Below are 24,772 nucleotides of genomic sequence, written 5' to 3' on the forward strand. Positions count from 1 at the left end.
CCTTAGAAGCGCGTGTTGATCTCAAGCTGCAAGACGTCGATGTCGAACGGCGCGCCGTACACCGCCTCCGTGCTCAGCCAGCGGCCGGTGGCGTAGACGTTCTTCGCCAGACCGTAATTGCCACCGAGGAAATAGCCCTTGGCGTTGGTGCCGCCGAGGTGGAACGAGGAATCGTTGAAGCCGTCGGGCAAGGCGTCCGGCTGGATGTACTTGTAGCCGGCGAACATATTCCAGTCGCCCTGCTTCTTCAGGTCCAGCGCGTTGCCGAGGGTGAACTGGACCATCCACGCGTTGGCGCCGCTTTCGATCTCGCCGTTGCTGTTGAGGTTGTTGACGATCTGCCCCTCGGAGCGCTTGCGCATGTCGCCTTCGTCGTAGCCGAGGTTGTGGATGTAGTTGCCCTGGCTGCGCAGCTTGAAGTCTTGCGGCAGGTCGGCATCCCACACCAGGTTCAGGTCGAGCAGGTTGAACTCCGACGCCAGGCCGACGAATTGCGGCTGCGGCGTGGTGGTCGGGTTGGCCGGGTTCGGCGTGATGTCGCGCAGCAGGAACACGCTGTTGCCCTTCTGCATGAACGCCGCACGCGTGCCGTCGGTGTCGCAGCCCGGAGCGCCGGCCCACGGTTCGCAAGGGCTGGAGCGTTGCCCCTGAATGTCGTCGAAACGGTAGTAGGCCAACGCGCCCTTGAGGCGGTTGTTGCTGTTGATCGCCCACTTGGCGCCGAGCTGCGCGCCGTACAGCCATTTGTTGTCGCTCTCTTCCTTGTCGAAACCGTTGCTGGTGGTGGTGTCGTTGGTGTAGTCCACCGGGAACGCGCCGACGGTGCCGAACACGCCCCAGTCGCGGTTGAGCTTGTGGTCGAAAATCGCCGCCACGCCATCGAAATTCAGGTCGTTGGAATACAGCATGTCGGTGGACATGAACGGGTTGGCGAAACGCCCGCCGGTCAGGGTCAGCTCATCGGTCGGCTTCCAGTTCAGGTAGCCCTGATCGAGCCAGATATCTTTCTTGGCGAAGCCGCCGCCGAGGTTCTGCGTGGTCGACACCGGGTTGTTGTCCGAGCCGGTGCCGATGCGGATGCCGGCGGTCCATTCCGGCGAGATCACCGCTTTCATGCCCAGCCGTGCGCGCAGGCGGAACTGGTTGGTGCGGTCTTCACGGGTGTTGAGCAACGGCGGCAGACTGGTGCTGCTGTTGGGGTTCACGTCGTACGGACCGTTGTTGTTGAGTTTGGCGAAGTCGACGATTTCGTTGCTGTTGCTGTTGCTGCCCGAGTAGTAGCGCGACTCGTCACGCAGACGAATGTCGCCGTCGAAGCTGATACGCGAAGCCCAGTCCGGGAAGGTATTGGGCGCCGCCCAGTTTTCCTGCTTGGCGGTGGCCATGACTTCGGCCTTGACCTGATCGCGGATCTGGTCGCGCACCGCGGCGGGCACGTACTGCACGCGCACATCGCCCGGTGCCGCCACCGGTCCGGCCGCTACCGCTGTCGAAGCCGCTGCCTGCTTGGCCTGGGCGGCTTCGTTCTGCGCCTGGGCGATCAGCGCGTCAGCCTTGTCCTGTTTCAGAATGCCCTGCTCGACCAGCAAGCGGATCAGATTGATCGTGGCGTTCTCCGAGGGCGCAGGCGCTGCCGCGGCCTGACCGACCAGGGTCGCGATGACCATGCCGACCGCCAGGGACAATCGATTCACGTTGGAAATCATCTGCACACAACTCCTTTTCATACAGCTTTATGAATTCGGTTAACCCGGACGCCGCCCTTGCAGGGACAGGCGCACAGGCAAAGTGATGGAGGCCGGTGGCCGTTCGCTCAGATGGGGCGCGTTACGCAATGCGGCCAGCACCTGGGTATCGATCTCGGGCTTGCCGCTGGACTTGACCAGCTCGACCCGGGTGATTTCGCCGACGCTGCTCAGCCACACATCGGCCTGCAGCGAGAATGCGAGGTTGCGCAGATCGGGGTTCTCGCGCAGCAAGCGCTGAAAAGTGAACGCGAGGAACTGGCTGTAAGTGCCGGTGCCCAGGCGTCCGCCACCCGCACCGGCCATGCCGCCACCCTTGCCGGCGCCGATGTTGAAAGCGTCGTTGCCACTCTGCGCGTCACCGTCCATTTGCATCGGGTTGGCCAGATCGTCCGCCGGCGATGGCGGCGCCTCTTCCTCGGGCTTGACCTCTTGCGGCTCGGGCGTGGGCTCGGGCTCGACGACTTTTTCTTCCACCGGGGTTTCCGGCTCCGGTGGTTTTTCCGGAGGTGGCGGCGGCGGTGGCGGCAACGGAATGATCGTCGGCACCTTCGGCGCTTCACGGCGCACGCCGCTCATGTCATTGGCCCACTGCCACAGGAACCACGCGGCGAGCGCGCCGAGCAGCAGCCCGGCGCCCCACTTTACAAAGCGCATCGGCGACCTTTTCACCGGCAGCGGCTCGATCGGAAGTTGTGCGGTCATCACTCAGCCCTGCGTCGGTTTGCCGGTCACCAGACCGACCTGAGACAGTTCGAGCCGGCGCAACAGATCCAGCACTTCAATGACCTTCTGGTACTGCACCGTGGCGTCGCCGCGCACGATCACCGGGAAATCCGGGCTCTGCGCCTTCTCGATACGCAGGCGTTCTTCCAGCTCCGCAAGGGTCACCGGGTAGGCGTCGAGGAACACCTGACCGCCGTCGTTGACCGAAATCGCCTTGGTCTTGGCCTCCGACAGCGACACCGATGCACTGGCCTTGGGCAGGTTGATCTGGATCCCGGAGACCTGCGCGGTGGCGGTGAGGATGAACATCACCAGCACCACCATCAGCACGTCGACCAGCGGGGTGATGTTGATGCTGTCCACCGCTGCATCTTCGTCATCGTCGTGGGAGGCATTTACGGACGCCATGGCAGTGCTCCTCAGGCCGGTACGGAGTGGTTGGCGTGATGGCCGCGCTGATGCGACGACTCACTGAACTGGCTCTCGCCGTGCATCTCCGCCAGACGGGTGATGAACTCGTCGACGAACACGCGCATGTCGGCGCTGACTTCCTTGTTGCGGGTGATCAGGCGGTTGTAGCCAAACAGCGCCGGGATCGCGACGAACAGGCCCATGGCGGTGGCCAGCAACGCAGCGGCCATGCCCGGCGCGATGGCGTTGATGTTGACGTCGCCGGCCATGGCGGTGCCGAGGAACACCACCATGATCCCCAGCACGGTGCCGAGCAGGCCGATGTACGGGCCGCCGGCGATGGCGTTGGACAGGGTCGAGAGTTTCGAGCTGAGCGCCTGGTTCTCACGGGTACGCACGCCGTCCATCGAGCAGCGGATCGCTTCGATGGTTGCCGCCGACACCGAAGAGGTATCGGCGCCCTGCTCGCGGCGGGTACGGATTTCCTTGACCGCCACCGAGTACAGGCGCCACAGCGACGAATGCTGCAGACGCTGAGCCAGTTGCGCGTCGTCGGCGAACATCTCCAGGCGCGTACCGACCTTGGCGAACTGCTCGCGGAAGTCCTCGTTGGCCTTGCTCACGCGGCTGAGGGTGCGGTTCTTGCGCAGCATGATGATCCACGACTGGAACATCATCAGCACCAGCACGGCGATGATCACCCAGGCATCGACCGGCACCGCGTTGAGCAGGAAACCGAGGCTGCCGAAACCGAAACCGGACTGTTCTTCGTCGACGCCGTAGGCCACCAGTTTCGATTCGGCGCCCTGTGCGGTGGCGTCGGCCAGCAGCAACGGCGCCGGACGCGCGACTTTCGACAGGCGCAGTTCGTCGATGGCGCCCACGAATGGCTGGTACGGGCCTGCGGCCAGATCGCCGCCAATCGCCATCACCGAATTGAACGCCGGCATCGCTTGCGCGAGGGTCGCACTCTCACGACCGTTGATGTACAGGCTGACTTTCGAACCTTCGGCGGTCAGCGCAACATGCTGCCATTGCCCCGGATTCAGCGGCTGAGAGGCCACGGCGCGCTGGCCGTCGATCTCCACGAACGGCACACCTTGATTGACCCCGACCAGCAGGCTGTTGGCGCCTTCGCGGCGGGCAAGGATCAGTTGCTCGCCATTGGCCTGATCCAGACGCAGCCAGACGCTGAAGGTAAACGCACTGCCGGCGCTGTGCTGCAACGACGGACTGGCCGGCAGTAGCAACGGCTGACCGCTGAACTGCAAGGCGCGCCCGACCACGCCGTCAATCGCCGCGCCGGTGGCGCTTTGTGCGGTGTTGCCGTAGGCGGTGGTGTCTTTGGCCGGCGTGCCGGTGGCGCCGTCGAAGTGATACAGCGCGGTGTAATTCGGATCGAACGTCAACTGGCCGTTGCCGGTCGCCGGCGCCTTCTGATTGCCGTAGTACATCCAGATGTCCTGACGCTGGCCGCCCTCGACATTCGGCACATCGACCCAGATCAGCGCCATGCCCATCAGCGCATCGAAGCTTTCGATCTGGTGGTTGAGCACGGTCTTGTCATCGGCGGCGACGAAGCGCAAATCCGCGCCGTCTTCCTTGACCCCGTCGAAGGTGAAATTGCCGGTGTGTAGGCGCACCAGCAGCGCGGTGCGGCCCAGCGCCTGGTTGATTCCGGCGCCCTGCGGCGTGGTGTCGACGGCGATCTGTTTGCGGTAATGCCAGTCGTCCTGCCACCAGGCCTGCGCCGTGGCCGGGAGCACGAAGCCCAGGCAGATCAACAACGAAAGAATGAGGCGCTGCATGAACGTGCTCCTTTAGAAAGTGGCTTGAAGGTTGAAGTGCAGGCGCGACTCCTGCTTCGAGGTGTTCGGCCCTTCGAGTAACGGGTAGCCCCAGTCGAGGCTGCCGGACAGCCATTTGCTGAGGCTGGCGCGGGTGCCGAGGCCGACGCTGGCCAGGGCGTAACTGGCGTCCTGATCCGGCAGTTCGTCGCGCAGGTACAGTTGCGCGCCTTCGGCAAAGGCGTAGAAGCGCCATTCCTGCATCCAGCTGCCGGCGTATTTCGCCAGCGACGGCGTGCGCAGTTCCTGACTGAGCAGCACGCCGTCATCACCGGTGCGCTCGGCCGCCAGATAACCGCGTACCGAAGTCGCGCCGCCGGCGGAAAACTGTTCGTTGGAGACCAGTGGCCCCGACGCCAGCTGGAACGCGCCTTTGCTCGCGCTCTGCCAGTCGTTGTCGAAGGTCCAGGTGAAGTTGCTGTCGCCCTTGAGCACGGCGAAACTCGGGTTGGCGCGGTAGCGTTTGTAGTCGAAGTCTTCGTCGGAGCTGCCGTAACCGAAAATGCTGCGGGTGGCCGCCACCAGGCTCAGACCGAGGCCGAGCTGGCTCTTTTCGGTGTAACGGAAGCCGTTGTAGGCGAAGGTGAACGGCGCGTATTTCAGCGGCACCTTGTCGCTCTCGCCGGACAGCGTCAGGCGCTCGTCGAAGTCCTTGAAGTCGATACCTGCCGACAGCGAGTTCGACCAGTTGCCGCTGGACGGCAGCGTGTAGATCGCCGACACGCCGTAGGAGTGCCCCTTGCCCAACACGTTACTGCCGCCGATGGTGGCGACGTTGCTGTCGGACTGATAACCGGAGAACTGCACGCTCCAGCGCTCGCTCAGCGGCGCGGTGTAGGAAGCCGACCAGACCTTGGCGTTGTCGGTGTCTTGCGGCGCGGTGAAGTACGTCAGGTTGATGCTGTGGCCGAGTTGCCAGAGGTTGTTGTAGCCGAGGCTGGTCACGGCGCGCAGCTTCTCGGTGTCGGCGCTGTAGTCGTTGTTGAGGCCGACGCTGGCGCTCCACGGGTTCTGGTCCTCGACCTGCAAATCGACGTCCATGGTGCCGGGGCGTTGACCTTCGCGCACCAGCGGCATGACCTGGCGGCCCGGGGTCTTGTTGAGCTGCGCCAGTTCGCCCTGTACCTTGGCGAAGTCCGGCACCTCGCCTTCTTTCAGCGCCGGGACGTTGTCGCGGATGTCCAGCGGCGAATAGTGTTTGGCGCCGACCACGCGCACCCGGCCGACCTTGGTTTCGCTGACTTGCAGGTAGACGATGCCGTCCGCTACCGCTTGCTCCGGCAGTTCGACGAACACCGATTGGTAGCCGCGCTCCTGATAGGCCTTCTGCAGGGCATCACGGGCGCCTTCGATGTCAGTCATGGCTTTTTGCGGACCGAGAAACGGATACACCGCTTCTTCGATGGCCCGCGCGTCGAGCACGGTGTTGCCGCGCACGAAGTATTCGTTGACGTCCACCAGACGTTGCGGCGCGGCGCCTTGGGCAGCCTCTTCGGCGAATGCCGGTTGCGCGCCGGCCGTCACCAGCAGCCAGCCCCACAGCGCCAGCCGTGACGTGAAAATCTGATCCACACTACCCCCTGAATTCGCGATGACCTGTTGGCGCTGTTGCGCGCCTTGTGTGTTGCGTCAGTTGCTGACTGTCGAGGCACCGCTGTGCTTGCCGAGCCAGGTGTGCAGCAGCGCGAAGTTCAAGGAGAACTCGGGCATTTGCAGCAGGGCACCGCAGAACACTTCGCCGATGATTTTCTGAATGAGCTGCACCGCACGCGGGTTGTTGAGCAACGTGGCGATGTCACGACTGAGGACGTTGAAGCTCCAGACTTTCTGGTTCAGGCCAAGACCGACGAACCAGCGGAACAGCAGGTTGTAATTGAGTTGCTCATACAGTTGCTGCTCGCTGGGCACCGAATACAGCAGTTGCAGGAGCAGGATGTGCATGACGGTTTGCGCGGGAATGAGCATGCCCGGCTCGACATTGAGCTCGTGCAGCAGGCCTTGGTGGGCGTCGAGCAAGTCATCGATCTGCGGGCGCAGCAACACCAGCGAATGGCCGGGCGGAATGTAGCTGGAGACCTCTTTCAAGGCGCCCTGCCAGTCATCCTGCGAGACGATCCAGACCCACGGCGCGCCGTAGCGATATACCGAAACCGGCTTCTTGCGCGCGGCCTCGACGATCTTCGACAGGCGCTGATCGAGTTCCTGCATGCCCACTTTCGAGTAGCGTTCCATAGTCCCCATTGCCTCACTCCCGGCGTCCCGCCTCGGCTTGTGAAAAGCGCCCCGTTGGGCCCCTCAAGCGCGTTACATAGGCATGACCGGACTGGCGATGTGCTACCGAACTTTTGTCATAAAAGCTTCATTACAGAAATTGATCGAGATTTGACAGACAACACAAAACCCTGTGGGAGCGAGCCTGCTCGCGAATGCGGTGTGCCAGTCAAATAGATGCTGACTGACAGGACGCCTTCGCGAGCAAGCCCGCTCCCACAGGGGGATCTGAGGTGTTTTTGGGTCAGGTGTAGACCGGCCAGGTATCGACGATCTTGCCGTCACGCACCGCCAGCAGATCACCGAATTGCAGGAGGACAGCTTCGGTCTGGGTCGGGCGCAGAAACACTTGATCCTCGATGGTCAGGCCGACGGCGTTGGAACCGTTGACCATTTCCTGATTCGAACTACGCCCATATACCCCATTGCTCTGCAACCCCGGCGGCGATTCGAACTCGGCCATCCAGTAACCGCCGTAGATGAAAAAGGTCTGGCGCTGATTGGTGTCCCACCACGAGAACAAAGTCGACTTGTCATCCAGCGCCGGAATATTCACCGCACCGGTACTCTTCAGCACCGGCGTGGCGATGTAGGTCGCCGGCACGTGGTCAACCAGAGAAGGCAGGTCGTAATGCGTCGGCTTGAGCATCGCCGTGCCCACCGAAACCTCGGTGCTCAACTGCTCGTTTTCATGGATGCGATAACTCGGGCTGCCGGCGGTGTTCAGGCACAGGTTGTCATTCCACAACGTCGGATACTGCAGGCGGGTGAAATCCACGCAGCGCTGATAAATCACCATCACCTTGGCGAACAGTTCCTCGGGCGAACCGAGAATCCCCGGCACGCCCATGCCCACGAACGGGTCGTAGCCCATGAACCCGGCGAACTGCAGATGTTGTGGATTGGCGCTGATCAGCGTGAGCATCTGCCCCAGCACATTCACATCACTGACCCCGCCGCGATGCAGGCCGACATCCAGTTCGATGTTGATGCGCATCCGCGTGCCCAGCCCTTGCGCCAACGCCAGGTATTGCTGCAGCCGTACAGGCCCGTCGAGCAGCCATTGCAGTTGCCTGGAAGGATCGAACGAGCCTTTGTGGGTCTGATAAAACAGCTCGGCTGAACGCACCGGCAACGGCTTGCCGAGCAGGATGTCGGACTGCGGAAACGTGAGCGCATCGTGATTGAGAAACGGCTGGTGAAACGACATGAGTTTTTGCGTCCCGGCCCGTTGTGCGATGTAGCTCAACAACCCCGGTGACGGCAGGGATTTTTCCACCAGACGCAATTGCTTGCCGCCGCGTTTGACCGACTGCATCACCACGTCGATGTTGTGATCGAGGCGATCCAGATCGATCAACAACACCGGGCGCATCGGGCCGTTGTCCTTCAGCTCTTTATTCAGCGCGCGGAAATACTCACTGTACGGGCCGCCACGATCACCCGGTCGCAGCCAGGCGCCCACGCCCACTAACAAAGCGCCTACACCCAGCGTGCCGAGGAGAAAATTGCGTCGATTGACCGCCATCAGCTCACCCCCAGAATCGACGACAGATGCGCATTGAGAAAGCGTCCGCTCGGGTCCAGCGCCTGACGCACGTCGACAAACTCGCGCCAGCGCGGGTACAGCGGTTGCAGATTCTTCGCGTTGAGCGTGTGCAATTTGCCCCAGTGCGGGCGTCCGTTGTACTTCCAGAAGATCGGCTCGACCGCGGCGAAGAAGTTGTGATGATCCATCTGGTAATGCTGGTGCACCGAGATCGAACAGCTGTCGCGGCCCTCGAACATGCTCAGCGGAATGTCGTCGGCCTTGACGTAGCGGTACTCGATGGGAAACCAGGTGCGCAGGTCCTTGTCCTGAATCAGCTTGAGGATTTCACGCAGACACGCCGGGCCGTGTTCGGCGGGCACCGAGTATTCCATCTCGTTGAAGCGCACGGTGCGCACGTTGGCGTAGATGTCGAACGAGTCGCCGACCCGGTCATCGAAACTCGCCATATGCCGCAGGCTGTTGAGCAGCGTGCGGCGCAGCTCGGGGAAGTCGCTGCCGTATTTGTCGATCTTCTCGATCAGGGTCACGAACTCGTTGCCGCCCTCCTCTTCGGGCGGGATCGGCGGCGTGGCCGGGTCGCTGGTTTCGTTGAGGGCGATGGACAGCGCGTAGTCGGAATGGGTGACGACGAGCATTTCCCAGTGCTGGTTTTCCCGGGTGTTTTTGTCGAGGTCTTCCAGCAGCTCTTCGGTCTTGGCGATCCATTGACGCTCACGCAGGCGGTAGGACGGGCGATTTTGCAGACGGATTTTCGTCGCCACGCCCAGTGCCCCAAGGGATACCCGGGCGGCATTGAACACTTCCGGGTGGCGCTGACTGTCGCAGTCGAGCACCTCGCCGTTGGCCGTCACCAGTTGCAGGCCGCAGACATGCGCCGAGTACGACTGAAAGGTTTTCCCGGTGCCGTGGGTCGAGGTGGAAATTGCCCCGGCGAGAGTCTGGTAATCGATATCGGCCATGTTCTGCAGGGCCTGGCCGACGTCTTTCAGCGGCACGCCCATGCGCGACATTGGCGTGCCGGCGGCGAATTCGGCCTGCAGTGTTTTCAGGTCGTGGTCGAGCAGCCCGGTGAAGTAGCTCAGCGACAGCAACGTGCCGTCGGTGGGCACCAGTGCGCTGAACGAATGTGCCGAGCCGACCGGGCGGATCTTGCCCTGGGCCTGACGAATCGCGGCGGTCAATTCATCAAGATTCTTCGGCGCCAGCCGCGCCGCCGGCAGGCAACTCTGCCCGCCCGACCAGTTGCGCCAGGAAATCAGTCGCGGGGCGCGCATCAATTGCCCCAGCGCGGGGTTGGCCGCCAGTGCACTGAACGCGCCGACGATGCTTGCCCGTTGCAACACCTGACGCCGTGTCAGATCCATACTCATGCGCGCGCCCTTATTGTGGGAGGGGCTGGTCGGCCATGAAGCCGATCAGTTGCAGGAATTGCTCTTCGCTGCACTCGACGCACTGGCCCATTGGCGGCATGCCGTTGTAGCCGTTGATGGCGTGGTCGAGCAGCGTGTCGGCGCCCTGGCGGATGCGTGGTTCCCAGGCTTTTCGGTCACCGGTCAATGGTGCGTTGGCGGCGGGATTGGCGTGACAGAGCTGGCAGCTGTTGGCGTAGATCTGCGCCAGTACCGGGTCGGTGGGAGTAGCATTGTGAGTGGTCGCCGGCGGTGCGGATTTTTCGTCGCAGCCGCACAGCGTCATGAATAGCGCCAGCAGTAAAGTGAGTGGGATTGCCCGCATAACGATCCTCGAGGGTGGCATCGCTTTTTGTTGTGATCACACCTTAAGGCAGGCACGGCAGCGGGTTGAGGGCATTGCCGGACAACGATGGGGCCATCCGGGGCCAGTAGAGAGTGTTCAGGCCACCCAATTCAACTGTGGGAGCGGGCTTGCTCGCGAATGCGGTGTGTCAGCAAATGAGGATGTCAGTTGAAAGGACGCATTCGCGAGCAAGCCCGCTCCCACAGTGGATCTCATAAACCAGTCAGAGCTCTGTTCCGCATCTCTGCGTGACATTCGCGTGACATTGGCGAGTTTAAATGTCGGCGCATTCAGGCGTATAACCTGTAAAGACTTTTTGATCTGTATACGGACATCAACACGGGGTAGCGACATGACCACAGCAAACATCCTTGGCAATCTGTTCCCTTCTGTCAGCGACATCCCGGAAAAATACCGCCTCGACGGTCAGGTCGAGCAACGCGAATACCTCGTCGATGGCCAACTGCGGCGCTGGGACGGCCCACTGGCCACGGTGCGCAGCCCGGTGTATCTGCACGGCGAAAACGGCGATGAACAAGTGATTCTCGGCAGCACCCCACTGCTCGACGCCGACACCGCCCTCACCGCCCTTGACGCCGCCGTGCGTGCCTACGATCGCGGTCAGGGCCTGTGGCCGACCATGCGCGTGGCCGAGCGCATTCAGCACGTCGAAGCGTTCCTCGGCCGGATGCGCCAGCAGCGCGAAGCCGTGGTCAAACTGCTGATGTGGGAGATCGGCAAGAACCTCAAGGACTCGGAAAAAGAGTTCGACCGCACCTGCGACTACATCGTCGACACCATCAATGCACTGAAAGAACTCGACCGCCGCTCCAGCCGTTTCGAACTGGAACAGGACACCCTCGGCCAGATCCGTCGCGTGCCGCTCGGCGTGGCATTGTGCATGGGGCCTTACAACTATCCGCTGAACGAAACCTTCACCACGCTGATTCCGGCGCTGATCATGGGCAACACCGTGGTGTTCAAACCGGCCAAGCTCGGCGTGTTGCTGATCCGCCCGCTGCTCGAAGCGTTCCGCGACAGTTTCCCGACCGGCGTGATCAACGTGATCTACGGCAGCGGCCGCGAGACCGTCAGCGCGCTGATGGCCAGCGGCAAGATCGACATCTTCGCCTTCATCGGCACCAACAAGGCCGCCAGCGACCTGAAAAAGCTGCACCCGAAACCACACCGCTTGCGCGCCGCGCTGGGCCTGGATGCGAAAAACCCCGGCATCGTCCTGCCGGAAGTCGATCTGGATAATGCGGTCAGCGAAGCGGTCACCGGTTCGCTGTCGTTCAACGGCCAGCGCTGCACCGCGCTGAAGATCCTCTTTGTGCACGAGGACGTGGTCGACGCCTTCATCGAAAAATTCAACGCCAAACTCGCCACCCTCAAGCCGGGCATGCCATGGGACAGCGGCGTGGCACTGACGCCGCTGCCGGAATCGGGCAAGGTCGACTACCTGCACGGTCTGGTGGCTGACGCGCAGAGCAAGGGCGCACAAGTGGTCAACCCGAATGGCGGCGAGAGTCGCGAGTCGTTCTTCTACCCCGCCGTGCTGTACCCGGTGACGCCGCAGATGCGCGTGTACAACGAAGAACAGTTCGGCCCGGTGGTGCCGATCGTGCCGTACCGTCACCTCGATACTGTGATCGATTACGTGCTGGAATCGGACTTCGGCCAGCAACTGAGCCTGTTCGGCACCAACCCGGTGGCGATCGGTCGACTGGTCGACACTTTCGCCAACCAGGTCGGGCGGATCAACCTCAACGCCCAGTGCCAGCGCGGCCCGGACACCTACCCGTTCAACGGGCGCAAGAACTCCGCCGAAGGCACGCTGTCGGTACACGATGCCCTGCGGGTGTTTTCGATCCGCACACTGGTGGCAACCAAGTTCCAGGACAGCAACAAGGACCTGATCAGCGAAATCATTCGCGGCCGCGATTCGAGCTTCCTGACCACCGATTACATCTTCTGACGAGGACTTTGCACTGAGTACATTCAGCACCCACCGACTGCCACCGCTGCTGCGGCGAATCCTGCGTCCGTTACTGGACCCGTACCGTCGCTACCAGCACGCCCGACTGATTCACGCGGTGCGGGTAGCGCTGGGGCTGCTGGCGACCATCCTGCTGACCACCGGCATCAACCTGCCCCACGGCGAGTGGGCGTCGGTGACCATGCTGGTGGTGATCGGCGGCCTGCAGCACCACGGCAACATCGGCAAGAAAGCCGCCGAACGCGCCACCGGCACCCTGATCGGTGCCGGCGTCGGTCTGCTGCTGGTGGCGCAACAGGCATGGCTGGGCCTGCCGTGGCTGACCTACTTTGCCATGGCTGTGGTCTGCGGGTTCTTCTCCTATCACGCGATCGGCAAGGGCGGGTACACCGCCCTGCTCTCGGCAATCACCGTATTCATTGTCGCCGGGCATGGCGACAACCCGATCACCGATGGCTTATGGCGCGGGGTCGACATCCTGATCGGCATCGCCCTGGCCCTCGCCTTTTCCTTCGCCCTGCCGCTGTACGCGGTGTATTCGTGGCGCTACAACCTGGCCGATGCCTTGCGCGACTGCGCCACGTTGTACGGGCGAATCATCAGCGGCCAACCGGTCAGCGCCGATGAACATCTGAAGCTGATGGGCCGGGTGACCACAGTGATGGTGCAACTGCGCTCGCTGATGCCTTCGGTGTCCAAGGAAGTGAAAATCTCCATGACCGAGCTGGACGCGATTCAACGCAACCTGCGCATGTGCGTCAGCACTCTGGAGATCCTCGGCAACACCCGCCCGGATGCCAACGACCCCGACGCCATGGCACACCTGCAATCGGCACTGCGGGCCGAGCACCGGGTGATCCGCGTGCAACTGATCGGCATGGCCCGGGCCTTGAAATCCGGCGCCACGCAACGTCTGGAGCGCCCGCTGGAGTTGCCGGACGCCAGTCTCGACACGCCGGTCTACAACACGCTGGACGGTTACCGGTTACTGACCCGACAACTGGCCGCGAACATTGGCGAGCTGCGCCAACGCCTGGCGATGACGGCGCCGCGCTGGAACATCTGAATCAGCGGAAAAATCCATGTAACAAAGCCGACATAATCACTACAATGCGCCGCACAATGGATGTGACATGGACGCATAAATGCAATTCAGGAAGAGTATCAACGCCTTGCGGGCACTGGCCGTGCTCTCGGTCGTGCTGTTTCATTTCAAGGTGCCAGGGTTCGAGGGCGGGTTTGTCGGCGTAGACGTGTTCTTCGTCATCTCCGGCTTCCTGATGACCGGCATCATCGTCAATGGCGTGCAGCAGCAGAACTTTTCCCTCCTCGGTTTCTACGCCTCCCGCGCCCGCCGCATCATTCCCGCCCTGCTGGTCCTGTGCGTTGCGCTGCTGATCTTCGGCTACTTTTATCTGCCGCTGGATGACTTGCGCGAAACCATCCGTACGATCAAGAGCAGTCTGCTGTTCAGCTCGAACTTCAGCTTTGCCCAAAGCGGCAATTACTTCGCGGCGCCGCTGCATGAAAACTGGTTGCTGCATACCTGGTCGCTGTCGGTCGAATGGCAGTTCTACCTGCTTTACCCCGTGCTGATCATGGGGCTGCACCGGTTCTTCGGCACCGATAAAACTCGCTTTGCCTTGCTGGCCGTGGCGCTGATTTCGCTGCTGGCGTCCATCATCGTGACCCGCGTCAACCCCACGTTCGCCTTCTACATGCTGCCCACCCGCGCCTGGGAAATGATCGCTGGCGGGCTGGTTTTTCTGTTTCCCCTGCGATTGAGCCAGCGCGGCGGCGCGATTTGCGAAGGGCTCGGTCTGCTGGCGATTGCCGTCAGCGTGCTGGTTTTTTCTGAGGCGGATCTGTGGCCGGGCTACCTGGCACTGGTGCCGGTGCTGGGGACGATGCTGGTGATTCACGCCAACACCCGGTCGATGTTCAGCGGCAATCCTGCGCTGCAGTTTGTCGGGAGCATTTCCTACTCGGTGTACCTGTGGCATTGGCCGCTGGTGGTACTGCTTTACCTGTGCGGGCTGTTGAGCAGCTGGCCGCACGTGATCGGCGCAATCATCGCCTCGTTCGCCCTCGGCACCCTCTCCTTCTATCTGGTGGAATCGAAGGTGAAGAAAGGTACGAGCGCTACTCGAACAGTGATCAAGTTCGCGTCACTGACGGTAGCGGTGGTGGCCGTGTCGGCAACGACGTCGTCGCTGGTCAAGCAACACCCCGACTGGCGCCCGGCACTGGTCGAACTTGGCCAGCCGGAATACACCAGCAAGCTGTATCCGCAGGAGTGCTATCCGAATGCCTATGCGGCGGCGGATTGCAAACTGGGCACGGGTGATGTGTCGGTGATTCTGTACGGCGACAGCCATGCGCAATCCACCGCAGCGGCGGTGCAGATGGAAAATCCTCAGGCGGCAATGTCATGGTCACGGGGCGGTTGCCCGACCCTGGCGCACTTCGCCATGCACGACAAGACCGTCGAAAGCCAGTGCCGGGGCTTCAATCAGGAAAAGCTGCAACAACTGAAAACCGCGTACGCCGGCGTGCCGGTGGTGCTGTTCAGCCGCGCGGCGCTGTACGCGGATTCGGGCCGGGAAAACAGCTACCGGATCTCCTTTCCCGAGCGCCAGACCGGGTTTGCCGAAGCGTATACCGAAGAGTACGTCAGCACGGTCTGCTCGATCGCTGAAAACCATCCGGTGTACATCGTCAAACCGATCCCGGAGATGCCTTTCAGCGTCTACAAGGGCTTGAATCTGAATCAGCGCTTGTTCCGGCAAAACACAGACATTTCCTTGCCGTTGCAGGCCTATGAAAAGCGCAACCGCATCGCCATCGCAACCATCGAAGCCGCCGCCAGCCGCTGCAACGCGACGGTGATCGACCCGACGCCGTACCTGTGCCCCAACGGCAATTGCATGGGCTCCATGGACGGCGTGCCGCTGTACTTTGACGACAATCATCTGGTGGATGCCGGCAATCAACAGCTCAAAGGCCTGTTCAAGGATCTGATCAAACCGATTTGAGCTGGCGCCGGGCTTTCAGGCCCCAGCCCTGTTGCATCCCGGCGGCGGCCAGCAGAATCGCTGCCACCCCGATCCACTGCAGGATCTGCAGGCGATGGCCGAAGGCGAACCAGTCGACGAAAATCGCCGCAATCGGGTAGATGAAGGACAGCGCACCGGTCAGGGCAGTCGGCAGTTTCTGGATCGCACCGTACAGCAGCACGTACATCAGGCCGGTGTGGACGATGCCCAGCGTCACCAGACTGGCCCAGGCTCCGTTGGTTTGCGGCAGGCCGTTGAAGTGCGCGAACGGCGCGAGCAACAGCACTCCAGTGCAGACCTGGATCAGCGCGATCAGATGCGGCGGCGTGCCGGTCAGGCGCTTGATGATCAGCGCCGCCATCGCGTAGAGCAACGCCGCCCCCAACGCCAGCGCAATCCCCAGCAGATATTCGCTACCGCCCTCGCCCTGCCCGCCATGGGCACTGACGATCGCCAGCATGCCGAGAAAGGAAATCGCCAGCCAGAACAGCTTTTGCAAGGTGATTTTCTCGCCGAGAAACAGCGCCGCCAAACCGACCAGCATGAACGGCTGCACGTTGTAGACCGCTGTGCCGATGGCAATCGAGGCGCGGGAATACGAGCCGAACAACAACACCCAGTTGCCGACAATCGCCACCCCACTGAGCACCGCGAGCAGGAACGTGGTGCGGGTCAGAATGCCCGGACGCAAGAAGCCGAACGCCGCGCATATCAGCAGCAAGGTGCCGGCGCCGAACACGCAACGCCAGAACACCACATCCAGCACCGGTTGCCCGGACACCAGCACGAACCAGCCGATGGTCCCGGAAATCAGCATGGCGGCGGTCATTTCCAATGAACCACGGCGGATTGTGTTGTCCATCATCGATCTCCCTAAGCGTTTGACGAAAGCGTGGCAAAAGTATGCCAACCCGACACCCTGCGCCTCCAGCGCAAAAAGCAGGCTAAACTCGATTTCTGCCTTTTTTATCGTGGGTGGTTTCCCTCAAATGCCTAATACCGGAGTTGCCCCATGACAGACGATATCGACCAGATCCTCATCAGCGCCTTGATGGACGACTCGCGTCGCTCGCTCAAGGCATTGGCGCAAATCAGCGGCCTGTCCTCACCCAGCGTGGCCGAACGCCTGCGCCGCCTGGAGGAGCGCGGCGTGCTCAAGGGCTATACCGTCGAGATCGACCCCAAATGCTTCGGCTATCAGCTCCAGGCGATCGTCCGGGTGCGACCACTGCCGGGGCAATTGCAGGAGGTGGAGCGGCAAATCATGTCGATCCCGGAGTTCACCGAGTGCGACAAGGTCACCGGGGAAGATTGCTTCATCGCCCGATTGCATGTGCGTTCGATGGAACAGCTGGACACCCTGCTCGACCGCCTCAATACGCTGGCCGAAACCAACACCGCGATCGTCAAGAAAACCCCGGTCAAGCGCCGGTTACCGCCGATGGCGTGAGTGCTTTTTGCGCCTGCTCGGCGTAGATTGAGGTTTTTCCGGCGAAAGGATTGGGCGGTAATGAGAATTCAGGCAGTGATGCTGACGGTGTTGATGCTCGGCGGGTGCGGGACGGTGCAGACCGTCGTGCTCAGCGACAAGGCTTCTGTGGACCAGCTGAAGACCAAGAAGAGCTACTGCGGCGCTGTTCCGCGCATTTACAGCGGTGCAACCTACGACTTCTGCATGCTGCACGCCGAAAAGCCGGATGACGTCGACGCGTTCAATTACAACAACGCCTCCCTTGGCCTGGTGGTCGATGCAGCAGTCTCAGGTGTGCTGGATACGTTTCTGCTGCCCTACACGATTTACAAGCAACAGGCCGATGGCAGCATCGTGATCAACTGATTGAAAACCTCCAGACGCCGAGACGTCTGGAGGTTGCTGCACTTTACTCGAGCAATTGCTGCAAGCTTGGGTCACGCATGACTTTTTGCTGAGGCTGCGAATTGTCGTCGCCTGTCTTGAGCATTTTCAACTTGAGGTTCTGAACCTTGGCGCAGGCGTTCTTGCCATCGGCGTAGATCCCGCTCATGTCACATTTCCATTCGAAATAATTAACCAGACCGCCTGACAATTGCAGACTGTAGTCCGTGCTCTTGGTCCCTGGCGTGAATGGATGACCCGCCGGAATATTCTGGAACCACTTCATCCATTCCGCAGAACCCGGGCTCGGTATTTTGTCCTTGGGCTGGAAGGTGGGATTCATGATCGCCACCTGTGGCGACTCCCCCGTGGCGTGGCAGCTCAGGCAGGAACTGTTGGGGTTGTCTACAGGCCCGTTGAGGCGACCGTTCCAGCCCAGGTGGGTGGGCGGCAGTTCTTTGGTGTTGGCGTTGATTGCCGTCTGCTGCAATGCCGGGTTGATTCTGGTTTCAGTCGGCGTCGGATTGGTGAAGTCATTGCCGGTTTCTTTCGGATCGTTACCCCACATGATCCCGACCGGAACGAGATTGTCCCAACCGGGTTTGCCGGTTTTAGCCCCGTTGTACTGGAAGGTGCCGAAAATCCAGCCGGTGTCGCTCATACGGGTATCACGCACGGCGATGTCCATCTGAATGAGCGCAACATCTTTGATCTTGCGATTTGCGGACGTGAAAGTTTCAGTGATATAGCCTTGCCACAACACCGGGTTGACGAGGAACGGTACGGTGGTGCGATCAATATCGGCAAACAATGCCTTGCAGACTACGGTGCCATTGGCAAAGCTTTTGGGTTGCGAAGTGAAGCCAGGATCCGGGTTGTTCGGATCTTTCCAGACCTCGCCAATGGTGTAGGCGCCAATGTCGTTGTAAATGCCCACGGCGTAGGTCTGGCCGCTGGCGATCTGCGTCTGTGCCAGTTGTTTGACCGGAATTTGCGCTTCCTTGGTCAGACCATGAATACCTTCACGCCCCAGCGGGCCATAGTGCTGCCAAGGCATGTGGTACCACTGGCGCAGCTTGTTCTTCTGTACATTCCAATCGACCTCGACATTGCCTTCCAGGCAATAGTGCTTCACCTCCTCCATGTAGGCACGCCAGGTTTCAAAGTTGTTGTCGGGTTTGGCCGGAAGTTTTTTGAAAAAGTCCGGCAGCGCTCCTTGGGGAGCTTGGGTCGGGTAACTCTGGCTGAGTTCGAACAACGAGCCTGAATATTGGCTGGCGGGTGGCTGATAGCCAAAATCGGGGTAAACACCGGCGAGAGTCGAGGCACTGAACAGTGCTGTCGTGATAGCCAATACGGCACGCTTTCCTTGGGGCTGGTTCATCGATGATCTCCTTGATTGGGACAACGCCTGCAGCGACCCATGAATCGAGTCCGACCACCAGGGCCTCCATTATTTTTTTGATAATCAGGGACTCGGCTTGCGGGCCGAGAGCAACTCACGGTTGAATCTGGGTAGGCTGGTTTGGAGGACTCCTGTTTTCCGGATGAACGAATACGACAACCCGGGCGAAGCTACGGGCTTGAACAGAAGAAGAAAAATGGGATGCGGGGGCTGTAGAAGGTGTTACTGCATGCCGACTCCTGTCGACCGCCTGCCGTTCTTCCTTGTCTTAGGTGTAGGCCAATTCCATAAAGGCGCCATGATTTCTTGAAAAAATGTCGGCGAAAGGCCACTACGCTTTCGCACGGGCAACAAAAAACCCGCCGAAGCGGGTTTTTTGTTGATTCACAAACAGCGATCAGTCGTCGCGGCTCATGATGCCGAAGATCTGCAACAAGCTGATGAACAGGTTGTAGATCGATACATACAGGCTAATGGTTGCCATGATGTAGTTGCGCTCGCCACCGTGGATGATCGCGCTGGTCTGGAACAGAATGCACACCGACGAGAACAGCACGAAACCGGCGCTGATCGCCAGTTGCAGGCCGCTGATCTGGAAGAACATGCTCGCCAGCGTTGCACCCAGCAACACGAAGAAACCGGCGGTGATGAAACCACCGAGGAAGCTCATGTCCTTGCGGGTGATCAGCACATAGGCCGACAGACCACCGAACACCAGCGCGGTCATGGCGAATGCCGAACTGACCACTTCAGCGCCGCCCTGCATGCCCAGGTAACGGTTGAGGATCGGGCCGAGCAGGAAACCCATGAAACCGGTCAGCGCAAAGGCGGACACCAGGCCCCACGCGGAATCACGGAGTTTGTTGGTGAGGAAGAACAGCCCGTAGAAACCGATCAGCACCACGAAAATGTTCGGATAGCCGACGCGCATCTGCTGGGCCACGAAAGCCATCACACCGCTGAATGCGAGGGTGAGCGCCAGTAGACCGTAAGTGTTGCGCAGGACGCGGCTAACCTCTAGCTGCTCAGCCTGCACGCTGTTGTGAACTGCGTAATCCTGTTCGCGCATGGCGACACTCCTGTTGGTTTGAAACGTTCAGTGGCAAAGATCATAACAGACGCTCTGTAACAAGCCATGCACAGAGTTTGACAGTGTGTTTCATTCAGGTATTATGGCGCCCGCAACGCAAACGGAGGTGTGGCCGAGTGGTTTAAGGCAACGGTCTTGAAAACCGTCGACTGTAACAGGTCCATGAGTTCGAATCCCATCGCCTCCGCCATATTTGATACGACAAAGCCCTGATTATTCAGGGCTTTGTCGTTTCTGGGGGTTGAGGAAATCAATCGGCCGTCTCGTTTGGCACGGAAGCGTTCTCTGGAAGGCGTAAATGCCCTCCCGCCAAGCTTAACCAGCAAATAAAGATCTGCCGAATCAAGCGGCATACGGAAAAACACGGATGACTTCTTTCAGAAATGCTGGTTTCTGGGGCAAAGTTTGGGCTTGTGCCTGGGTAATGTTCCTGCTGCTGACTTCCGGCGATTCCGGCGCTAACTGGATGGATACAAGCTCATCCGGCCGCAAGCGCGTCTTCAGTCCTGGCTTTCTCGTGCTGTGCGTTTTTGTAGCTGTGATTGAGTTGATACTGCTCAACCACTTCTACGGTGCGCATATGAACTGAAGGCGAGGTAGAGCATTCTTTCCACGCGGCTCGGCGTCATCACGCGGTGTTGCCTTCCTGATGCGGCAGATTTATCAGGCTTCAGTTCTTCCTGTTTTCACAGCAGCGTGAAAAACTGCGCGTTCTTTGTCACCCACTTTTTGCCTGCATTGATGGAACGGCCGATGGACATCATGGATACCCAGCAAGAAAACACCCTCGAAAAGTCACTCAGACTGGCGGCGGATGAACCCGCCCACCGACCTGATTTTTTCAAGACGCTGCTGAATTCGGAAATCTACGTCCTCGGCACCGCCGGCACTGGCGAAGGGCAAGTCAACCTTGAGGCAGGCAGCAACATCAGCATTGCGCACTGGCAAAAGCCCGACGGCTCCGCGGTCATCCCGTTTTTCACTTCGTTGCATACACTACGAAGATCCATAAACAGCGAGGAGTCCTATATAGAGATCCCGGCCAGATCGCTGTTTGAAATCACGCTGGGCACTCCTCTTTTCCTCAATCCGAAGTCTCCTTACGGGAAAGAATTTTTCCCCGAGGAAGTGCGCTACCTGCTCTCCGATGAGATCGGCCAGGGACCGGTGCAGCGCACGGTCGAAAAGGACACTCAGGTACTGCTCGGACAGCCGTCGCAATATCCCTCGAAGATGGTCAATTCGCTCAAGCAACTACTCGCCAGACATCGCAATGTGAAGCGCGCGTTTCTGGCATTGATGCATGACGCTTCGTCTGACCAAAAGCCTCATCTGATCATCGGGATCGAAGCGGACGGCGATTTTGAACAGGTCATGCGCGAAGCGGGCAGCGTTGCCGCGGACTTGGCTCCGGATGGCGAACCCGTTGACCTGTACCGCGTTCATGACGCAGATTCAGGCCTTAGCGATTACTTGCTCAAGCAAACCACGCCCTTCTATGAACGGAAGTCGGCAGGTTGGCTGCGTTCATTGTTTGGTTTTGACAAAGCATGAAGGAAGTCCAATTGCACGACTCCAAATATCTGGAAGACCTCCGCTCCCGCTTCAACGCTGGAGAGGAGCTGAACTATGTCTTTTTCTGGGGACACCAGCGAAGCAGGCACGGAGTCAGCGCTTCGTGCTTCAGCCAGTGGTTCGAAGCCGAATTTGTTGTCGACGGGCAACGCTACGCGACTGCCGAACATTTCATGATGGCAGAGAAAGCAGCCTTGTTCGGCGATCAGGACATTCGCGCTCAAGTGCTAACGGCGCCTACGCCCAACGCGGCCAAGGCGCTTGGCCGCAACGTGCGCGGATTCAACGAGCACGATTGGTTGCAACACCGATATGCAATTGTCGTCCGGGCCAACCAGGCCAAGTTCTCGCAAAACCCGGAGTTGAACGCATTCCTCAAGAATACCGGTTCTCGCATCATCGTTGAGGCCAGCCCGGTTGACAGCATCTGGGGCATCGGACTCGCCCAGGATCACGTAAACGCGAATAACCCCAACCTGTGGCAAGGTCTGAATCTGCTGGGGTTCGCGCTGATGCAGGTCCGCGACGAAACATGATTCGCCCACGTCGCAGTGGCGAACACCGCGACGGGCGTACCGCACAGAAGCCGGGCAACTTACGCGACCGCCCTCTCGTGCTCGCTTTTCCTGCGGGACGCTCAAACAATGAATGGGGGCGGACGCAGTTCCTGACGCGAAGAGTGCACCCTTTAACCAAACAGCAAAGCCACATCTCATGCATTTCGTCCGCCACGGAGAGTACCTTGCCGCTTCACGTATTACTGGGCCTCGGCATAATCTCCTGCAACTGCGCCTAGGAGTTGGTGAGCAGCATGAGCCGATCTGTGAGTGTCTCCCGCCGCAGGGGGCATGTAATCACGAACCATTAGTTGAGGCTGTTATCGTTGCAAGCGTACTCGAAGGAACGTCGGAGGCGAATCGACGCTTTGGCACCTCACATGTCGTTACCCACATCCGGTACGCCCGAAATGACACCAAGCCTGAAGTAGTCTATGGCCTCTTGGCTCTCAAAATACTTGAGCAGTTGCATGTCGGCGGCACATTCGTTGAGGGCAGCAATACTATTTAGTCCTTACCTCAAGCAGACTTCTGGGCAGGTAGTTAAGAGGACTAGTACAGCGCGGCCCTAGAGTGGGGTTGCATTGAGTCGTCCCCAATTTCAGAGAGCCTCTCAGGCCTCAAGGATGCCTATCAAGATACTGTGAGAATGCCAGCTTGTGGCCGATTGCTGCCGTTCGCGACCGTCGGCTTTCGGCCAGAAGCAGCCCTTAGGAAAAGGCGGATCTCCAAAGCAGGCACCATCTGCCATCGGATCACGTTCGCTTGAGTTGGAACACAATCTTAATCGCGGCTTCAGCTTGCCCAGCGAGCAAAGCTATTTGCGCGGGGATGAGAACCTCGCCCCAAGACAAATTTGTCGCGACGGACACTATCAAATGCAGCTCGTAATGGCGCCCGTTTAACTCGGTTTTGACCCAAGCAAGAGTGCTGCCTAGAGTGCCAACTGTTACTGGGATGGAGATAAACCGGCTTTGGTCCGTCGGTCGCACACCGCCGCGACGACATTCAAAGTGAACAGCCATCCGTTCGTAGGTCTGAGGGTCAATGCCATGCACGACGACGAAATAGTCTAAGCAATCATCCTGGTTCGCTGTAGTAATCATAAATTTGCAGTCCATTAAAGAGACCAATTCGCCGTAGAGGTCTGCCAGCTAAAGTCTTCTTGGCACCGGTTTCTGCCATTATCCATTATTGACCGACTGATTTGGGTCCATAAGCAGCCGACCGCGAACGACTGCTATTGGCCGATTTCAGCCTGTCGCGACCGGCTGAAACCGACCCGAAACAGTCAACTTTGATGGTTGGAGACGAGCAGAGGATTGGGGTCGGAAAAAATGCTGGTTGCCGGCATTCTACCAGCGAAAAAACCTTCGAAAACCAGCTGCATTCTTTCACGAAGATCGTAAACCTCCTTCCTTTTGAGGTTTTCAATCTTGAAGCTGTCTCGACGATCTAAGTGGCAGCCGAATAACAGAAAGGTGTAACTGAATATGCGGAAAATCCGCCTAGAGAGCTCTTGGGAGGGGCTTTTGCCCTTTGCGAGTTGATATAGCGCCCACTCCAGCATCCAGTAGTCATCGTGAGCCCAGATTGATTCTTCGTGTAATCGCCCTATAAACGAATAGTCGTCGTATTGCTCGCAGTCAGAAGAATTTCTAGCGATTACAGAATGAGCATCCATCGAGGTAAGTCCCCTCTCATATGTCTTGGCAGCTTCGCAGGGTAGCGAGAGTGCTCTCTAAAAGCGAATAGCCTAACCACTAGCCTTCTACTATTTCCTGACACTAAAGAAGCGTTCTCAGCGACAGCTTCTGGCCGGTTAGCGACCCTTCCTCTGGTCAGCCATCCTTGTCCTTCGACACGTGGAGGACTCGTCATGAACATCTTCGCTATCTGCAGCCGCCAGCCTTGGAACAAAGGAAAACTGGTAGGGCAGAAAGCTCCACTCAGACTGAGAGATATCTGGGCCATCCGGGTAAGGCTGCAAATTGCAGAACGAACCCGTGATCTTGCGCTCTTCGATCTGGCAATCGACAGCAAGCTTCGGGCCTGCGATTTAACCAAGCTTCGTGTGCGCGACGTCACCCATGGCGAGCACGTATCACCACGCGCCATAGTGATGCAGCAAAAAACGCTGCGGCCAGTGCAGTTCGAGATCACCGAACAAACAAGATTTGCTATCGCGGCCTGGATACACCAGGCCCAACTCCGGAGCGAGGACTGCGTTTTTCCGAGCCAGTTGCATACCTCAGACCATCTATCAACACGTCAATACGCACGTATCGTCAAAGGCTGGGTGGAAGCCGTTGGACTTGATCCAGCCATGTATGGCACTCACACAATGAGGCGTACGAAGGCATCGCTGATCTATCGCAGGACGAAGAATCTGAGAGCGGTGCAACTGCTGCTTGGCCATACGAAGCTGGAGAGCACCGTTCGATATCTGGGAATTGAAGTCGACGACGCCCTAGAGATGGCGGAACAGACCGAGGTTTGAATATGCATAGCGACGGTCTACCCCTGACCGTCGCTAACCGGCCAACAGTGGACACTCAGATCAGTTGATGAGGAAATTACTCGGAAGTCCAAACCGTCTAGCACTCGATCTTGCCACGTCCTTACCCATCGATCTCGCCGTTACGAATGGCCATCCTGATGGCTTGTGCTGTCGTTGTCACGCCCAGACGTCGGCGAGCTGAGCGCAGGTGATTTTCAACTGTACGCTCCGACAAACCGAGAGTCGCTGCAATATCCGCTTGCCGTCTTCCGGCAGCCGTCCATTCCATGACTTCGCGCTCTCGCGGGGAAAGGGTTCTTAACGCTTCGTCCAATGGCGCCTCAAGCAACCGCCGAGCCGCGAAAAAAGCGGCCGTCGCAACCAGGCTGAGTCCCAAGCGCATCCGCGCGCTCCCATCCACCGGCTCC

23 protein-coding genes, 1 tRNA gene and 1 pseudogene are annotated in these 24,772 nt (G+C 59.6%); 10 read left to right on the forward strand and 15 right to left on the reverse strand.

All coding sequences use genetic code 11. The features are described 5' to 3' along the window. Nucleotides 1-2: 2 nt before the first annotated feature. The 10 genes and pseudogenes from H043_RS0122500 to H043_RS30815 form a co-directional block, all read right to left on the reverse strand. Nucleotides 3-1,706 carry a putative porin gene (locus H043_RS0122500; protein WP_027613760.1) on the reverse strand — a complete coding sequence of 568 codons (1,704 nt, stop codon included), beginning with the start codon at nt 1,704-1,706 and terminating at the stop codon, nt 3-5. A 39-nt stretch (nt 1,707-1,745) separates the two neighbouring features. Continuing rightward, nucleotides 1,746-2,450: an energy transducer TonB gene (locus tag H043_RS0122505; protein ID WP_027613761.1), complete on the reverse strand. Its 705-nt coding sequence runs from the start codon at nt 2,448-2,450 to the stop codon at nt 1,746-1,748. Nucleotides 2,451-2,453: 3 nt separating this feature from the next. Continuing rightward, nucleotides 2,454-2,879, reverse strand: a complete 426-nt coding sequence (locus H043_RS0122510) for a biopolymer transporter ExbD (protein ID WP_003224462.1) — start codon at nt 2,877-2,879, stop codon at nt 2,454-2,456. A gap of 11 nt (nt 2,880-2,890) precedes the next feature. Beyond that, entirely contained in the window at nt 2,891-4,690 is a 1,800-nt protein-coding gene (locus H043_RS0122515) for a DUF2341 domain-containing protein (RefSeq protein WP_027613762.1), read from the reverse strand. A 12-nt stretch (nt 4,691-4,702) separates the two neighbouring features. Further along, nucleotides 4,703-6,301, reverse strand: coding sequence for a ShlB/FhaC/HecB family hemolysin secretion/activation protein (locus H043_RS0122520; protein ID WP_027613763.1), 1,599 nt, complete (start codon nt 6,299-6,301; stop codon nt 4,703-4,705). Between the two features lie 57 nt (nt 6,302-6,358). Further along, the gene (locus H043_RS0122525; protein WP_027613764.1) at nt 6,359-6,970 is read right to left on the reverse strand and encodes a transposase; all 612 of its coding nucleotides are present in this window, start codon (nt 6,968-6,970) and stop codon (nt 6,359-6,361) included. Between the two features lie 274 nt (nt 6,971-7,244). Beyond that, on the reverse strand, nt 7,245-8,453 hold the full coding sequence (locus H043_RS0122530; protein ID WP_177325656.1) for a DSD1 family PLP-dependent enzyme: 1,209 nt from the start codon (nt 8,451-8,453) through the stop codon (nt 7,245-7,247). A 74-nt stretch (nt 8,454-8,527) separates the two neighbouring features. Next, nucleotides 8,528-9,856 (reverse strand): D-arabinono-1,4-lactone oxidase, encoded by a 1,329-nt coding sequence (locus H043_RS0122535; RefSeq protein WP_177325657.1) that lies wholly within the window; start codon nt 9,854-9,856, stop codon nt 8,528-8,530. A gap of 76 nt (nt 9,857-9,932) precedes the next feature. Beyond that, a complete protein-coding gene (locus H043_RS0122540; RefSeq protein WP_027613767.1) occupies nt 9,933-10,286 on the reverse strand; it encodes a c-type cytochrome in 354 nt (117 codons plus the stop codon). Between the two features lie 132 nt (nt 10,287-10,418). Further along, a pseudogene (locus H043_RS30815) lies at nt 10,419-10,523 on the reverse strand (metal ABC transporter ATP-binding protein); the annotation flags it as partial. Between the two features lie 136 nt (nt 10,524-10,659). On the opposite strand from H043_RS30815, the gene H043_RS0122545 reads away from it, so the two are divergent. From H043_RS0122545 to H043_RS0122555, 3 genes are all read left to right on the forward strand, one after another. Then, entirely contained in the window at nt 10,660-12,285 is a 1,626-nt protein-coding gene (locus H043_RS0122545) for an NADP-dependent glyceraldehyde-3-phosphate dehydrogenase (RefSeq protein ID WP_027613768.1), read from the forward strand. Between the two features lie 46 nt (nt 12,286-12,331). Next, a complete protein-coding gene (locus H043_RS0122550) occupies nt 12,332-13,372 on the forward strand; it encodes an FUSC family protein (protein ID WP_027613769.1) in 1,041 nt (346 codons plus the stop codon). A 79-nt stretch (nt 13,373-13,451) separates the two neighbouring features. Beyond that, the gene (locus tag H043_RS0122555; RefSeq protein WP_027613770.1) at nt 13,452-15,341 is read left to right on the forward strand and encodes an acyltransferase family protein; all 1,890 of its coding nucleotides are present in this window, start codon (nt 13,452-13,454) and stop codon (nt 15,339-15,341) included. On the opposite strand, the gene H043_RS0122560 is transcribed toward H043_RS0122555, so the two are convergent. Further along, a complete protein-coding gene (locus tag H043_RS0122560; protein ID WP_027613771.1) occupies nt 15,328-16,224 on the reverse strand; it encodes a DMT family transporter in 897 nt (298 codons plus the stop codon). The genes H043_RS0122555 and H043_RS0122560 overlap by 14 nt on opposite strands. Before the next feature lie 150 nt (nt 16,225-16,374). Here H043_RS0122560 and H043_RS0122565 point away from each other — a divergent pair, with 150 nt between their 5' ends. Continuing rightward, nucleotides 16,375-16,812 (forward strand): Lrp/AsnC family transcriptional regulator, encoded by a 438-nt coding sequence (locus tag H043_RS0122565; protein WP_027613772.1) that lies wholly within the window; start codon nt 16,375-16,377, stop codon nt 16,810-16,812. Nucleotides 16,813-16,872: 60 nt separating this feature from the next. Continuing rightward, entirely contained in the window at nt 16,873-17,199 is a 327-nt protein-coding gene (locus tag H043_RS0122570; RefSeq protein WP_027613773.1) for a YceK/YidQ family lipoprotein, read from the forward strand. Nucleotides 17,200-17,242: 43 nt separating this feature from the next. Here H043_RS0122570 and H043_RS0122575 read toward each other — a convergent pair whose 3' ends face one another. Together H043_RS0122575 and H043_RS0122580 are read right to left on the reverse strand one after the other, a co-directional pair. Beyond that, nucleotides 17,243-18,601 carry a hypothetical protein gene (locus tag H043_RS0122575; protein ID WP_027613774.1) on the reverse strand — a complete coding sequence of 453 codons (1,359 nt, stop codon included), beginning with the start codon at nt 18,599-18,601 and terminating at the stop codon, nt 17,243-17,245. Nucleotides 18,602-19,019: 418 nt separating this feature from the next. Continuing rightward, the gene (locus tag H043_RS0122580; protein WP_027613775.1) at nt 19,020-19,691 is read right to left on the reverse strand and encodes a Bax inhibitor-1/YccA family protein; all 672 of its coding nucleotides are present in this window, start codon (nt 19,689-19,691) and stop codon (nt 19,020-19,022) included. A 123-nt stretch (nt 19,692-19,814) separates the two neighbouring features. Between H043_RS0122580 and H043_RS0122585 the strand changes: the two genes are divergently transcribed. From H043_RS0122585 to H043_RS0122600, 4 genes are all read left to right on the forward strand, one after another. Then, nucleotides 19,815-19,902, forward strand: a tRNA-Ser gene (locus H043_RS0122585). 177 nt (nt 19,903-20,079) lie between these two features. After that, complete coding sequence (locus H043_RS0122590; RefSeq protein WP_027613776.1) at nt 20,080-20,301, forward strand: hypothetical protein; 222 nt, start codon at nt 20,080-20,082, stop codon at nt 20,299-20,301. Nucleotides 20,302-20,465: 164 nt separating this feature from the next. Continuing rightward, nucleotides 20,466-21,266, forward strand: coding sequence for an enhanced serine sensitivity protein SseB (gene sseB, locus H043_RS0122595; RefSeq protein ID WP_081730271.1), 801 nt, complete (start codon nt 20,466-20,468; stop codon nt 21,264-21,266). Between the two features lie 11 nt (nt 21,267-21,277). Beyond that, complete coding sequence (locus H043_RS0122600) at nt 21,278-21,823, forward strand: NADAR family protein (protein ID WP_027613778.1); 546 nt, start codon at nt 21,278-21,280, stop codon at nt 21,821-21,823. Between the two features lie 1,312 nt (nt 21,824-23,135). Here the strand turns inward: H043_RS0122600 and H043_RS0122615 are convergent. After that, complete coding sequence (locus H043_RS0122615) at nt 23,136-23,528, reverse strand: Imm41 family immunity protein (RefSeq protein WP_081730272.1); 393 nt, start codon at nt 23,526-23,528, stop codon at nt 23,136-23,138. 195 nt (nt 23,529-23,723) lie between these two features. Here H043_RS0122615 and H043_RS0122620 point away from each other — a divergent pair, with 195 nt between their 5' ends. Then, a complete protein-coding gene (locus H043_RS0122620) occupies nt 23,724-24,344 on the forward strand; it encodes a tyrosine-type recombinase/integrase (RefSeq protein ID WP_027613781.1) in 621 nt (206 codons plus the stop codon). Nucleotides 24,345-24,465: 121 nt separating this feature from the next. Here H043_RS0122620 and H043_RS0122625 read toward each other — a convergent pair. Beyond that, the coding region (locus tag H043_RS0122625) for a LuxR C-terminal-related transcriptional regulator (protein ID WP_027613782.1) at nt 24,466-24,772 on the reverse strand (307 nt) is incomplete at its 5' end.

The organism is Pseudomonas sp. URIL14HWK12:I6, assembly GCF_000514195.1.
Classification (GTDB): domain Bacteria; phylum Pseudomonadota; class Gammaproteobacteria; order Pseudomonadales; family Pseudomonadaceae; genus Aquipseudomonas; species Aquipseudomonas putida_A.